The organism is Morganella psychrotolerans, from assembly GCF_001676055.1.
In the GTDB taxonomy this organism is placed as follows: Bacteria; Pseudomonadota; Gammaproteobacteria; order Enterobacterales; family Enterobacteriaceae; genus Morganella; species Morganella psychrotolerans_B.
This window is the reverse complement of the sequence record NZ_LZEX01000043.1, coordinates 40,617-55,378: the sequence shown is the minus strand read 5'-3', so window position 1 is coordinate 55,378 and position 14,762 is coordinate 40,617. Positions and strand designations below refer to the sequence as shown.

Sequence of the window (14,762 nt, the reverse complement as noted above, 5' to 3'; positions counted from 1 at the left end):
TTATCTGAGTTGTGTCAGTGCCATACGACACTGACTGAGGGCAGGTATTAACTCATTTTGATGGCCTGCTTTTCTTCGAGCAGTTTTTCGACCACACCCGGGTCAGCGAGTGTTGATACATCGCCTAAGTTACCGGTGTCCCCGGTGGCGATTTTACGAAGGATACGGCGCATAATTTTACCGGAGCGCGTTTTAGGCAGAGAATCTGTCCAGTGAAGAATATCCGGAGTCGCAATCGGGCCTATTTCTTTACGCACCCAGTTACGCACCTCAGCGTACAGCTCCGGTGTCGGCTCCTCACCGTGATTGAGAGTGACATAGGCATAAATCGCCTGCCCTTTAATATTGTGCGGAACACCGACAACAGCGGCCTCAGCAATTTTCGGGTGTGAAACCAGTGCCGATTCCACTTCTGCGGTTCCCAGACGGTGACCGGAGATATTCAGTACGTCATCGACACGCCCTGTTATCCAGTAATAACCGTCTTCATCACGGCGTGTGCCGTCTCCGGCAAAATACATTCCCTTAAACGCAGAGAAATAAGTTTGCTCAAACCGTTCGTGATCACCAAACAGTGTCCGCGCCTGGCCCGGCCAGGAATCAAGGATAACCAGGTTGCCTTCCGTTTCACCGGTCAGAATCTCGCCCTGGTTATCCACCAGCGCGGGCTGAACACCAAAGAACGGCACAGTTGCCGAACCGGGTTTCAGTGCAATAGCACCGGGCATTGCGCCAATCATGCAGGCACCGGTTTCAGTCTGCCACCAGGTATCGACTATCGGGCAGCGGCTGTCACCGATAGTTTTGTAATACCATTCCCAGGCTTCCGGGTTAATCGGCTCGCCCACCGAGCCCATAATGCGCAGTGACTTGCGGGATGTACCTTCAATGGCTTTAACACCTTCCGCCATCAGAGCACGGATAGCGGTCGGGGCGGTATACAGAATATTAACCTGATGTTTATCAACAATCTGGCACATCCGGTTCACTTCCGGGTAGTTCGGTACACCTTCAAACATCAGCGTGATAGCCCCGTTGGAAAGCGGCCCGTAAACCAGATAAGTATGTCCGGTAACCCAGCCTACATCGGCGGTACACCAGAAGACTTCATCACCATGATAATCAAAGATATATTTAAATGTCAGCGTCGCATACACCAGATAACCGCCGGTGGTATGTAATACCCCTTTCGGCTTGCCGGTAGACCCGGAGGTATAAAGGATAAACAACGGATCTTCCGCATTCATCTCTTGTGGCGGGCACTCTGCACTGACACCGTCGATTGCCTCATGCCACCAGATATCACGGCCTTTTTTCCATTCCACCGGGTTACCGGTACGACGGAAAACAATGACATTGCCGACCGTTGTCACGCCCGGGTTTTTCAGCCCGTCGTCGACATTTTGCTTAAGCGGTATCGCCCGCCCGGCACGCAGACCTTCATCAGCGGTGATCACCATTTTTGCCCCGGAATCAATCACCCGTCCGGAAACAGCCTCCGGCGAGAATCCGGCAAAAATAACCGAGTGAACTGCGCCAATACGCGCACAAGCCAGCATTGCAACAGCGGCCTCCGGCACCATCGGCATATAAATCGCAACCACATCGCCTTTGCCGATCCCGTTTTGTTTCAGCACATTGGCGAACTGACAGACATCATGGTGCAGCTCGCGGTATGTGATGTGACGGGATTCATCCGGGCTATCTCCTTCCCAGATAATAGCGGTTTTATCGCCCCGCTCCGCCAGATGACGATCAAGGCAGTTAACACTCAGATTCAATGTGCCGTCTTCAAACCATTTGATACTCACATGTCCGGGATCAAAGGAGGTATTTTTAACCCGCGTATAGGGTTTTATCCAGTCAACAACCTGTCCTTTCTCACGCCAGAAGCCGTCAGGATCCTGAACCGACCGCTGATACTCTGCCAGATACTGCTGATGATTGATGAGCGCATTTTTTTCAATTTCTTCGGGTACAGGATATTTCATTATTTTTGTCATGGTGAGTCTCCTTTCAATTGTTAATGCTATGTCAAAATCACGTTAAATAAAGTTGCCTGTTCACTTTTGTTTCTTTTTTGCGCGAAAGATCACGAATTAAACGGACTGAGAATTGCAGCGTTATCATTTGATGCGGAAACCTGTACCGGTACAAAATGTCAGATAGAAACAAAGACATAGTTTTTAACATTATAATGTTGAAATTTATCAACAGCTTTAACTAATATACGACAGTAAACTAACGAATTAAAAGAGTCCGCACAGATCGCACGGGTTTGATAATCATTTTCATTACCATCTGATCCATTATACTGTTCATCTTGTTCACACATGATGTGGACGGTTCGGTCAATTACTGGAGTTATAATTATGAGCTATGTATTACCTGCATTACCGTATGCTTACGACGCGTTAGAGCCTCATTTCGACAAAATGACAATGGAAATTCACCATACCAAACATCATCAGACGTATGTGAATAACACCAATACCGCACTCGAAGCATTCCCTGACATGACCGGTCTTGATATCGATGATCTGATCACACAGCTCGATAAATTCCCTGCAGATAAGCGTACCTTTATCCGTAATAACGCCGGTGGTCATTCAAACCACAGCATGTTCTGGAAAGGTCTGAAAACCGGCACAATGTTACAGGGTGACCTGAAAGCCGCTATTGAACGCGATTTCGGCAGCATCGACGCGTTTCAGGCTGAGTTTGAAAAAGCAGCCGCAACCCGTTTCGGCTCCGGCTGGGCATGGCTGGTACTGAAAGACGGTAAACTGGCAGTGGTCTCCACGGCAAACCAGGACAGCCCGCTGATGGGCGAAGCCATCTCCGGTACATCCGGTTATCCGATTGTGGGTCTGGATGTGTGGGAGCACGCTTACTATCTTAAATTCCAGAACCGCCGTCCTGACTACATTAAAGCCTTCTGGTCTGTGGTTAACTGGGACGAAGCAGCAGCGCGTTTTGCCTCTGCAAAATAAGTCCTGCTGATAATTAGTGTTTCTGTGTGCCGGCGCCCGCCGGCACATATTTTTCTTCCCCGCTTTCGATTATGATAACTGCCTTACTGAATACGGAGGCGGCATGGCATACACACCTTTAGTTTTTACCGGCGCTATCAGAGAAACCGCCCGTTGCGGGCTCAGCGCCATCGAAAAACGTCAGACAGACGGTATTATTGCACTGAACTCAACCGGACTTGCCGGTGATGAACAGGCAGAAAAAGCCTTTCACGGCGGACCTGATCGCGCACTGTGCCATTATCCGCGGGAGCATTACGATTACTGGAAAATGATGTATCCGGAGATCGAAGAACGCTTTGTCGCGCCCTTTTTCGGTGAAAATATATCCACGGTGGGTATGACTGAAGAAACCGTATTCATCGGTGATATTTATCAGTGGGGCAGTGCTTTTATCCAGGTCACACAGCCGCGCTCCCCGTGCTACAAACTGAATCCGCTGACAGATGTGGCTGATTTTGCACAGGTCATGCAGGATACCGGTCGCACCGGCTGGCTGTACCGCGTTATCGGAAAAGGGGATGTGAGCAGCCAGAAACCGCTGAGCCTGCTGACCCGCACCAGTGCTGTTTCTGTCAGAGAGGCGGTGGCTATCGCATTTCACCTGCCGTTTGATGAAACAGAATACCGCCATCTGCTGCATTCGCCCGGTTTATCCGCCAGTTGGACACTGACGATGCAGCGCCGCCTGGCGACCGGCAAAATTGAAGATTTTAACCGCCGGTTATTTGGTTTCGCCGGACCGTTCGGCTGAGAGAGTGCATTGATTACTAATCAATTTTCACTGTTTTCTGTCTTCCCGGTACAAAAACGGGCAAACCAGTCAGATTGTGCCTCCACATCTGCCGGGGCGCCCTGTGCGCAGAGATGCCCTTCTGCCATCACAATAACGTGATCAGCCCGGCGTGCCAGTTCCGGGCTGTGGGTGACGATAATCCGTGTTCCCGGCCATTCAGTCAGTGTATCAATCACACGTTTACGGCTTAATACATCCAGGCTGGCTGTCGGTTCATCCAGCAGCAGCACGGATGGCTGCGCCAGTAAGGCTCTTGCCAGACACAGGCGCTGCTTCTGCCCGCCGGAGAAACAATCCCCCTGCTCCCCGGTATCCTCATCCAACTGAGCGGGCGTAACAGTCAGACCGAGTGAATGCAGTTGCGCAAGCACGATCTCATCATCCGGCTGCGCTGCTCCCTGAAGCAGTGACCAGCGCAGTGTGCCGCGCAACAGATGCGAAGATTGTGTGACTAACTGACGAACAGATGCCAGCACGGTTTCAGACAGCATGGTCACCGGCATGTCGCCGTAATTCACCACGCCGCTTTGCGGATCAGCGGTTCGTGCCAGCAGATGCAGTAATGTGGTTTTACCGGCCCCTGATGAGCCGGTAATAACCGTCAGCCGGTTTTCCGGACAGATAAAAGAGACATCATGCAGCAGCGGTTTTCCTTCATCCGATACCACATTCAAAGCATCTGCCCTAATGGTCAGTGAAGAAGGGTTCCGGCTCTGTGCCGGGGAGTGGCGGGTCTTGCCGCTGAGCTCCCGGTGGATAGCATTCAGGGCAGTTCCCGCCTGGCGCAGTGCCTGGTCAATATGAGAAAGCTGATGCAGCGGTTCAATAAACCGGGCAATTAATATCATCACTGCCAGCCAGCCACTCAGTGCCACCGTACCGCCGGAAACCTGTAATGCCCCCCACACCAGAACCACAATAAACAGCAGTTGGATCAACAGGCTGAATAACAGATGGTACGGCAGACTGCGGCGCAGAACCTGTTCCTGTGATTGCTGTTGCGCAGACAGGGTTTGCTCAAGCTGCTGCGCGGCATCACTCATCTGCCCGCTTTTGCGCAATAACGCCTGATGACGGGCAAAATCGCCCAGCGCCTGCGCAGCATCATTGCGTGCACTGATAAGCTGCGTTTCAGCCCGGTTCAGGCGCACCGCACTCAAACGCAATGCTGCAATGAGGATAAGTGCGGTTGCGGTAAACAGCGCCGCCAGACCCGGATGATAAAACAGTAAACCGATGATAATCGTCAGCGGCATCACGATGGTGCCTACCAGTGGTGCAAGCAGATGTGCGGGAATGCCCATCGCCTGCATAACCGCACCTGATAACAGTCCGTCCGCATGATTATCACGTGATAAGCGGCGGGGAATATGGCTGACCAGCGCTTTCGTCAGCCGGTGCATCAGATGGCTTCCGGCAAAAAATCCGCGTTGCAGAGCGATATACTGCACCAACAGGGTAATAACTGTCGCGATCCCCAGTTGCCACAGCGCCGGAGCCGGATCATGCTGCCAGGTCAGGATCACCGGGATCAGTAATAGTCCGCAAATTCCATCCAGTACGGCACTCAGTATCATCAGTAACACTGTGCCTTTCATGGAAAAAATCAGATTTATCAGCAGATTGGTTTTAAGCAGATTAGCCTTCATGAGGAATCTCCTGCTGCCGCGCAAAGTGCCGGTAAGCCGGGCATTGCGCCAGCAGTTCATCATGTGTGCCGGTTGCCGCAACAGTACCTTCTGCCATAAATACCAGCCGGTCCGCACAGCGCGCCAGCGCAAGATCATGAGTAACAATCACCCGGGTACCTGTGCCACCGGTCAGTGCGGCAAAAATATGGGCAGCATTATCCGGATCCAGTGCCGATGTCGGTTCATCTGCCAGCAGCAGCGGGCTTTGCGCAATCAGCGCCCGCGCAATTGCCAGGCGCTGAGCTTCACCGCCGGAAAGGTGAACATCCGTGCCTGTCACTGCATCCATCCCTTTTTCCTGCGCGGCAATTACACTGTCAAAGCGGGCGGCCGCCAGCGCCTGCTCTACCTGCTGAGGAGATGCCTGAGGATTAAACAGCATCAGGTTATCGCGCAGTGTGCCGGGCAGAGGTTCACTGTTTTGCACCACAACCGTCACTAATTGATTCAGTCCGTGCCGCGACCAGACAGACAGCGGCTGTCCCGCCAGGGTGATCATACCGCCTGACGGGTCCATAAACCGGGCAATCAGGCGCAGCAGAGAGCTTTTCCCGGCACCCGACGGGCCGACAATGGCAATGCATTCACCCGCCGCAACCGTCAGGCTGACATTTTTCAGGATCGACACACTGTTTTCTTCCCGGTCCGGGTACAGAGTCAGGTTCTGTACTGTCAGCGGTACCGCCTCCGGCAAAGGTGTGTCGTCATCATATTGCCGCTCTCCGTACTGCATCTGCGGGTGTGTCAGTAACTGACGGATACGTCCGGACGCAGATAACGCGGCCTGTAATGCATCAGCTCCATGTCCCATGGCCGTTACCGGTTCAGCAATATTGCGCAACAGCAGGATAAACAGCACCAGATCAGCAAGAGACAGCGTTTGCCCGGTCAGCACAATGCACAGCAGCAGCCAGCCGGTCAGTAACACAGAGCTGAGAAACACCTGTGCCATCGCGCCGGGACGCCCGATTTTAGTGACCCATTGATGAAAAACTGAGGTGAAGTGCAACAGAGCCAGTTCTGTTTTGCGCAAAATTCCGCGTCCGGGAAATTGCTGCGCAACAAGCGGGTTTTCCGCAAGGGTACGGTAATCTTCAAATAATGTGCGCAACGAGCTGTCGCGCTCTGAAAAAATCTCACGATAGCGCGCTGAGCGCATCAGCCGGAAACACAAAAACGCGCCGACGGGCGGCAGAAGTGATAAGACAAGAAGAAGAGGATTAATCATCAGCAACAGCAATGCCGCCAGTAACGGAACCAGGATCAGGCGGACAAGATCAGCAGGCGCATGTGCCACCAACTGATGCAATGCATTGATATCCTGCTGAACATAGTGCTCCACACCAGCGCGACCCTGTTGCACAAACCAGTTCAGCGGCAGATTGCGCATCTTGTCTGAGAGTTGCAGGCGCAGGCCGTGACTGCACCGGGCATCCATAATGTGGGTGATGTGAAACGCCAGTGTCTGAGCTGCCAGCCAGATCACGCCGCCCGCCGCAGCGACGGCCAGCCAGCCGTTATAACTGTCCGGATAAACGCGTACCCATTGATGAAGCGCCAGCCAGGGAAGTAATGATGCGATACCGGCAATAGCCTGAAAGATAAGCGCGGTAATCAGTAAAGAGTGAAAAGGACGCAACAGCGCCCGCAGATCCTGATACATAATATTCTCCGCAGTTCTCTGCGGAGAGTATCGGAGTGCCGGTTATACCACCAGCGGAAATACTTTCGTCTGCGCGGCTATTTCTTTCGGTTTCCGGACAACCTCAGCAATTGAAACGGTATTTGCGCAAGTCACTCAGGGAAGAGTTGTAAGAGTGTGTAATACCGTGTGTCCCCGCTTTAAACCGGCTCTGTAATGTGTAATTATCTCTGCCCGCTGCAATAATTACAGTTGGTGAATCAATCGTCTTAAACAGGAGGCAAGGATGAAATACCTGATAATGCTGCTGGCGCTTTCTGCCATGGCAGGCACCGTATCTGCCGCAGAAAAACCGCAGGAAGATCGGCTTGAAGTGTATATGGATAATGCAGAGACCTGCATACATTTCGCCGGTGAATGGGACAATACCCTGCCGGAGGATCATAAAAAAGAGATCCGCAAAGCAATGGATGAAACCTGTCCGGCAGCCAAAAAAGACCAGACAATGTTGCGGGAAGAATACCGGAACGACCCGGACATGCTGGCAAAAATTAACGAATTTGACCTCGGGCAGTGATCCGGTCAGATAAAAAAGAAAACCCTTCGGATTCACATCTGAAGGGTTTTTTTATACGTGCGGTAATTTATTCAGGCAAAAATCGTTTTTTCCGCCGGTATTATCAGGCGGGTTTCCTGCCAGGCATTCAGTGTCAGCGCAGTCAGGGCAGACAATCCCTCATAGTACGGGCTTGCGCAGGTTTCCTGCATTTTTGCCAGATAGTAACGCGCCCAGGGCAGAAGGTGCTCCGCCAGCAGTGCATTTACCGCATCCGGATTATTTTCTTCCGTCCACGCCACCATCATCAGTAACAAACCTATGTGGTCTTCCGGCTCATTCTGCGTCAGAGCGATATCCACATTGTGGTCGCGCATCCACTGACGGAGTGCGACGGTCGATTCACCAAACAACACCTGTTCTTTATCGAGCCAGACTGAGCCCCAGGGTGATGCCGGTAATGCCTGCGGACCAATAAATAAACGCTGATAAGCCTGCGCATGCGTTTCATCACCGGCTGTTGCGGTATGCAGTTTTTCTGCTGCCGCCTGCTTTTGTGCATCAGTACCGTACGGCCATTCCGCCACCCAGTCACCGGAGGAGAGCAGCTCTGTTATCTGCCCTGTTTCTTCCGGCGGATAATAAAATGCCGCGCCGAGAATACGGGCGGTTAATGCGATATCACTGACAGCTTGCTGACTCATAACACACTCTGTTATCAGAATAGAACGATTGGCGTATCCTGCCACGGTTTACGACCGGGTAACAGTAACAGGATACGCATTCACTGTATCAGGCGAGATAAGCCATCCCGACCGTCATGTGCAGACCATAGAAAATACCGCGCCCGATGATCTCACCACCCAGCACCAACACAAAACCGGCAAGCATCATAATAACCGGCGGGTTAGTGCGCTTAATCAGCGGCAGAACCCAGCATGCCAGACCCAGCGCCAGTAACACCATACGCCAGCCCATAAACATACCGAACTCCGGCACCAGCGCAGAGGCATTCTGAACAGAACTGCGGATACCGCCCAGATCAAAGCCCTGAGCCGTTGCCGCAATCACACTCACCACCAGCGCAATAATGCTCACCACCGGCAGCCAGCTGACGCAGCGCAGATCAAACCCCGCCATGCGCAACAACAGTGCTGCAAGCAGCGGACCGCCCAGCAATGCCGTCAGTACAAAGTGGATAGTGGTGTAAGGCGTGTTCCAGGTCGGCACTGTGGCAATCTGATACACCTGCGGAATGGCATAAATAAATACCACCGCCAGTATCATCACCACCACCAGCCAGAGCTTACCGAGAGCAGCAGGCATCTTGTTCAGTACCGCCAGCAACCAGTAAAATCCGCCTGCCGCAAAAAAGACCGAACCTGCGGCAATTTCATTACTGAGCGATGAACTGCCCAGGCGGTTAAAGGCATTAAATGCACGCATCGGCGTGCCCATGTGCATCATGGAGAGCAGGAAACCAATCCCCATCAATACCCAGAGCCCGAACATACTGTAATGCACTTTCCGGTTCATCTCAGGGGTGAGCTTCCCGGACAGCAGCACTGCCGCCATGATGATAAACGCACCCGCCACACTCTGGCCCAGGGTAGTAAAGAACATCAGCGGCCATTCATGAATTCCCGATCCCATGTTATACCTCCTCCGGGTTCGCCAGATGGCCTGTGGTATCCCCGACAGGACGGCTGTTGGCATTGAGTTTTAAAACAATATTCGGATGTGTGTATTCTGCGGACGGCAGCGGCGCGATTTCAGCCAGTGTGCCGTATTTGGCACGCAACTCTTCAATCGGTGCCATATCCAGCGCGCGCAGCGGGCAGGATTCAACACAAATCGGCTTTTTCCCTTCTGCAACGCGCTCATAGCAGCCGTCACATTTAGTCATGTGCCCTTTGACTTCATCAAACTGTGGCGCGCCATACGGGCATGCCATGTGGCAGTAACGACAGCCGATGCAAATATCTTCATTTACCACGACAAAACCATCTTCGCGCTTGTGCATAGCACCGCTCGGGCAGACTTTGGCGCACGCCGGGTCATCACAGTGGTTACAGGAGACAGAAAGATAGTAAGCGAACACATTCTGATTGTAGACGCCATCCTGCTCAGTCCAGTCGCCGCCCGCATATTCATAAATGCGGCGGAAATTCACTTCCGGTGATAAGTTTTTAAAGTCCTTACAGGCCAGCTCGCAGGTTTTGCAGCCGGTGCAGCGACTTGAATCAATGTAGAAACCATATTGCGTTGACATAATTCGCTTCCTCAGGCCTTAACGACTTCAACAAGGTTGGAGTGGGACGGGTTCCCTTTCGCCAGCGGCGACGGGCGCTGAGTGGTTAACACGTTAATGCTGCCCGCGTGGTCAATACGATTACCATCCGGGCTGTACCAAGCGCCTTCACCCAATCCGACGACACCCGGCAGAATGCGCGGCGTAACCTTCACATTGACGCGGACTTCGCCACGGTCGTTAAAGATCCGGACGTTGTCACCCTGCACAATTCCGCGTTTCGCAGCATCGGCCGGATTTATCCACAATTCCTGCGGGCAGGCAGCCTGCAGGACATCCACGTTGCCGTAAGTTGAGTGCGTGCGGGATTTGTAATGGAAACCGGTCATCTGTAACGGGTATTTTTCCATTAACGGATCACCGCCATGTTCAAACCCGGCGGCATATACCGGCAACGGATGAATTTCATCACCTTCATTCAGTTCCCAGGTTTTCTGAATCTCTGCCAGCTGTGCGGAATAGATCTCGATTTTTCCGGACGGCGTGGTCAGCGGATTAGCCTGCGGATCTTCACGGAAAGCGCGGTACGCCACATGGTGCCCCTGCGGATCGCGTTTTTTAAACATGCCTTGTTTACGGAACTCATCAAACTCCGGCAGTTCCGGCAATGCCGCTCTGGATTGCTCATAGAGATGGCGCAACCATTCTTCCTGGGTACGGTTTTCTGTGAATTCGTCACCGACTCCCATTCGTTTGGCTATTTCACTGGTCATCTCATAGATATTGCGGCTTTCAAAACGCGGCGCGATCGCCTGGTCTGCAAAAATCACATATCCCATATTGCCCGCAGATGCGTCCATACAGAAATCCATCTGCTCAGATGCGGTGCAGTCCGGCAGAATAATATCGGCATATTTCGCGGAAGAGGTCAGGTGATTATCGATCACCACAATCATCTCGCACTTGCTGTCATCCTGAAGAATGTCATGAGTGCGGTTAATATCAGAGTGCTGATTAACCAGGCAGTTACCGGCATAGTTCCAGACCATTTTGATCGGCACATCCAGCTTGTCTTTGCCGCGTACACCATCACGGGTCGCGGTCATTTCTTTGCCGCGCAGGATAGCGTCAGTCCACATAAACATGGAGATACTGGTTTTCACCGGGTTGGTCAGTGTCGGCATACGGACAAACGGGATGGCATAAGAACCTTCACGCGCGCCGCTGTTACCGCCATTAATGCCCACATTGCCGGTCAGAATAGACAGCATTGAGATTGCCCGCGATGCGGTTTCACCATTTGAGCGGCGCTGCGGACCCCAGCCTTGTGTAATATAAGCCGGTTTTGCTGTTCCGATTTCACGCGCCAGTTTTACAATTCTGGCTGCCGGAATACCGGTGATTTTTGCTGCCCATTCAGGTGTTTTCGCCACACCATCCGCGCCCTGACCTAAAATATAGGCTTTATAGTGCCCGTTTTCCGGCGCACCCGCAGGCATGGTGGTTTCGTCATAACCCACGCAATATTTATCAAGGAACGGTTTATCCACCAGATCTTCATTGATCATCACATAAGCGAGCGCACTGATCAGTGCCGCATCGGTTCCCGGACGGATCGGGATCCACTCATCTTCACGACCGGCACCGGTATCGGTGTAACGCGGGTCAATGATAATCATGCGGGCATTTGATTTTTCGCGTGCCTGCTCAACATAATAGGTCACACCGCCGCCGCTCATACGGGTTTCGCCCGGGTTGTTCCCGAACATCACCACCAGCTTGCTGTTTTCGATATCTGACGGGCTGTTACCATCTGCCCAGCCGCCGTAGGTATAATTCAGACCCGCCGCTATCTGCGCGGTACTGTAGTCGCCGTAATGGTTAAGATAACCGCCACAACAGTTCATCAGACGGGCGATCAGCGTTGCTCCCGGCGGCCAGGATTTAGTCATGGTGCCGCCGAGTGTCCCGGTACCATAGTTCAGATAAATAGATTCGTTGCCATAATCACTGATCAAGCGTTTCATGGTGCCGGCGATAGTATCAAACGCCTCTTCCCAGCTGATCCGTTCGAATTTATTTTCACCGCGTTTACCCACGCGTTTCATCGGGTATTTCAGGCGATCAGGATTATACACACGGCGGCGCATTGAGCGCCCGCGCAGGCAGGCGCGAACCTGATGAAGTTCTTCATAAACATCATCGCCGGTGTTATCGGTTTCGACATATCTGATTTCGCCGTCAGTCACATGCATCCGCAGCGGACAACGGCTGCCGCAGTTGACTGTACAGGCGCTCCAGACAATTTTTTCCTGTGGCGCTGCTGCTGGTGTGTTATCTGCTGCAGTGGCTGCATGACTGAAAGGAAGTGATAATCCACCGGCTGCGACGGCTAATCCGCCGGCAGCCCCGGTGGCTTTGACAAACCCCCGTCGTGTCAGCGGTGCAGTGAACAATCGCTGCGTCAGGAAGAAACTCAAAAACAGCACCTGTAACAGCTGTGCGGCACACTGTCCCGCAAATGCCGTCTCATTCGGGTATCTTGATGTCCGGATCGATAATGAGCGCTGTTTTCAGTGCGGAAACTGCCTGTTTGTCTGCCCGTCTGATGCTATTGAAAATATCCCTGTGCGCGAACGTCTGTTTAACGACAATGCACAACTGGTTATCAATCAGAAAGAAGCACCTGCACAGATTGAGGAACTGCTGGTCTGGCACCGGCAATATCATATCCGCGGCATGCAGATAACCGAACCGGAAGTGGATAGCTGGCTGCCGGTACTGGCAGAGCTGAATCTGCGCCTGAAAGCCTTGCAGGAGCCGGTCTGGCAACTGACGATTGCACCGCCTGCGCCAATAGATACCGGAAAACGCTTTGCACTGTTCCGCCAGAAAGCGGGCGCCGCAGAACTAAACCGGGGACGGGCGAAAACCGGTCTGAATGAGCGCAAAAAACTCTGGCCGGATGACAGCTGGTTTGATGTCCGCCCGGACACAGAGAAGTGTATTTTATGTTCCGCCTGCGCGGCAGTCTGTCAGGAAAGCGCTATCCTGATTGAAAACAATCAGTTTACCGTGGATAAAACCAAATGCAGCGGCTGTATGAGCTGCAAAGATGTCTGTTTCCCGAAAGCAATTGACGTTGTACCGATGGCAGAAAAAAACAGTTTACCGGTTCACTATTCTTATTTTGATGCGCACTGTAAAAGCTGCCATCTGCCTTTTATGAGCTGGCAACCGGAACAAACATTGTGTCCGATATGCCAGTCCCGTAAAGAGAAAGGCTGGTTGTAATTATTTATTTATTTAGTTTTTTTTAATTAATCCTTTTATGACTACATCGTCATGATACAGTCATTTTTTTAAAAAATAACATCTCAACTATAATATTAAATAAACGATAAACATATTTTAAGTATTACTTTATGTATTAGATATTAATTCATATATTTCTACTTTAATGCCTGTCTCAGCCGCTCTGTACTTGGTGTTTTCCGGTATATTTGCGCCATTCGTTTATCAAATATTGATGTAATAAAGATTAAAATGTCGCTGTAAATATAATGATATTTACATTGAAAATACAACAGAATAATATAAACTTTATGCTAAATATTATTCATTACCAGAACATTGTTGCACTTTATCTCATATCAACAGCCAACCCCTTATATGCCCTGTGAAAATAACAGCGCATCCTTGTTTATATTATTGAGAAATTACGTATGAATACCAAGTGTAAGATATTAATTATCGCTATGCTTTCTTTAGGCGCATCTGCCTCATTTGCTGCAGACTCATTCAATGACGCTGTTGCCAAAAGCAAAGCTTATACAGATAGCGAGTTATCTAGAAAAGCTCTTGATATACAAAATACTGCCAGAAGAGAAACTATGGATCTGATGCAGACAACTACTAGTATACTGACAACGGGTATTACTAACGCCAAAACTGAAGCAATAGAGTCCAGTAAAAGGTATACCGACCAAAAACTCCGTACGGTTAATACCAATATTGATAATGCAAAAACTGACGCGGTCAGCAGCAGCAAAGGATATACAGATACAAAAATCACTGAAGTAAATACAGCGATTACCGATTCCAAAACAGCTGCAGTAAAAAGCAGTAACGACTACACTGACCAGAAAACCAGTGATGCCAAAACGGCTGCAGTAAAAAGCAGTAATGATTACACTGACCAGAAAACCAGTGATGCCAAAACGGCTGCGGTAAAAAGCAGTAACGACTACACTGACCAGAAAACCAGTGATGCCAAAACGGCTGCGGTAAAAAGCAGTAACGACTACACTGACCAAAAAACCAGTGATGCCAAAACGGCTGCGGTAAAAAGCAGTAACAGCTACACCGACAACAAAGTCAGTAATATTCATTCCGCAATTGATGATTCCCGTAAACAAGCGGTTTCATCCGGACAACAATATACCAATGCCCGTTTTACGGAGCTTGAAGCGTCCATGAACGGCCGGTTTAACTCTGTTGAGCAGCAGATGAATAAGAATGCTGACCGCGCTAACGCCGGTATTGCTTCTGTTGCGGCAATGGCCAACATTCCGTATACCGATAACACCCGCTTCAGCGTGGGCCTGGGTGCCGGTAATTACCATAACGGCAACGCCGTGGCCTTCGGTGGACAGCTGCGTATGGAAAATAACGTGAATCTGCGCACTTCAGTCAGCTGGAACAGCGAAGACAGTGCCGTTTATGGCGCCGGTGTTGCGTTCGGGTTCTGATCTCCGTCGTTCTCCGTCAGATATAAAAAAAGCGCCGCAAGGC

General features: G+C 51.2%; 12 protein-coding genes. 5 read left to right on the top strand and 7 right to left on the bottom strand.

Features of this window, described 5'->3' with window-relative positions; all coding sequences use genetic code 11:
* Positions 1-47: 47 nt before the first annotated feature.
* Positions 48-2,003, bottom strand: coding sequence for an acetate--CoA ligase (acs, locus tag AYY17_RS17310; protein ID WP_067425809.1), 1,956 nt, complete (start codon positions 2,001-2,003; stop codon positions 48-50).
* Positions 2,004-2,372: 369 nt separating this feature from the next.
* On the opposite strand from acs, the gene sodA reads away from it, so the two are divergent.
* The gene (gene sodA / locus AYY17_RS17305) at positions 2,373-2,993 is read left to right on the top strand and encodes a superoxide dismutase [Mn] (protein WP_067425807.1); all 621 of its coding nucleotides are present in this window, start codon (positions 2,373-2,375) and stop codon (positions 2,991-2,993) included.
* A gap of 103 nt (positions 2,994-3,096) precedes the next feature.
* Positions 3,097-3,786 (top strand): 6-hydroxyaminopurine reductase, encoded by a 690-nt coding sequence (gene yiiM, locus AYY17_RS17300; RefSeq protein ID WP_067425804.1) that lies wholly within the window; start codon positions 3,097-3,099, stop codon positions 3,784-3,786.
* Positions 3,787-3,806: 20 nt separating this feature from the next.
* Here the strand turns inward: yiiM and AYY17_RS17295 are convergent, their stop codons facing one another.
* Positions 3,807-5,477 (bottom strand): ATP-binding cassette domain-containing protein, encoded by a 1,671-nt coding sequence (locus AYY17_RS17295; protein WP_067425801.1) that lies wholly within the window; start codon positions 5,475-5,477, stop codon positions 3,807-3,809.
* Entirely contained in the window at positions 5,467-7,182 is a 1,716-nt protein-coding gene (locus AYY17_RS17290) for an ABC transporter ATP-binding protein (RefSeq protein WP_067425798.1), read from the bottom strand. The genes AYY17_RS17295 and AYY17_RS17290 overlap by 11 nt, the downstream gene beginning before the upstream one ends.
* Before the next feature lie 265 nt (positions 7,183-7,447).
* Between AYY17_RS17290 and AYY17_RS17285 the strand changes: the two genes are divergently transcribed.
* Entirely contained in the window at positions 7,448-7,738 is a 291-nt protein-coding gene (locus AYY17_RS17285) for a hypothetical protein (RefSeq protein WP_067425795.1), read from the top strand.
* 71 nt (positions 7,739-7,809) lie between these two features.
* Here AYY17_RS17285 and dmsD read toward each other — a convergent pair whose 3' ends face one another.
* The 4 genes from dmsD to dmsA all read right to left on the bottom strand — a co-directional run bounded on the left by dmsD (position 7,810) and on the right by dmsA (position 12,448).
* The gene (gene dmsD / locus AYY17_RS17280; RefSeq protein WP_067425792.1) at positions 7,810-8,421 is read right to left on the bottom strand and encodes a Tat proofreading chaperone DmsD; all 612 of its coding nucleotides are present in this window, start codon (positions 8,419-8,421) and stop codon (positions 7,810-7,812) included.
* A gap of 88 nt (positions 8,422-8,509) precedes the next feature.
* On the bottom strand, positions 8,510-9,370 hold the full coding sequence (locus tag AYY17_RS17275) for a DmsC/YnfH family molybdoenzyme membrane anchor subunit (RefSeq protein ID WP_067425789.1): 861 nt from the start codon (positions 9,368-9,370) through the stop codon (positions 8,510-8,512).
* A gap of 1 nt (position 9,371) precedes the next feature.
* A complete protein-coding gene (locus AYY17_RS17270) occupies positions 9,372-9,989 on the bottom strand; it encodes a DMSO/selenate family reductase complex B subunit (protein ID WP_067425786.1) in 618 nt (205 codons plus the stop codon).
* A gap of 11 nt (positions 9,990-10,000) precedes the next feature.
* Positions 10,001-12,448 carry a dimethylsulfoxide reductase subunit A gene (gene dmsA / locus AYY17_RS17265; protein ID WP_156656739.1) on the bottom strand — a complete coding sequence of 816 codons (2,448 nt, stop codon included), beginning with the start codon at positions 12,446-12,448 and terminating at the stop codon, positions 10,001-10,003.
* Here dmsA and AYY17_RS17260 point away from each other — a divergent pair.
* A complete protein-coding gene (locus tag AYY17_RS17260; RefSeq protein WP_082981449.1) occupies positions 12,417-13,262 on the top strand; it encodes an ATP-binding protein in 846 nt (281 codons plus the stop codon). The genes dmsA and AYY17_RS17260 overlap by 32 nt on opposite strands.
* A gap of 608 nt (positions 13,263-13,870) precedes the next feature.
* Positions 13,871-14,719 (top strand): YadA-like family protein, encoded by an 849-nt coding sequence (locus tag AYY17_RS21370; protein WP_162271125.1) that lies wholly within the window; start codon positions 13,871-13,873, stop codon positions 14,717-14,719.
* Positions 14,720-14,762: the final 43 nt, after the last annotated feature.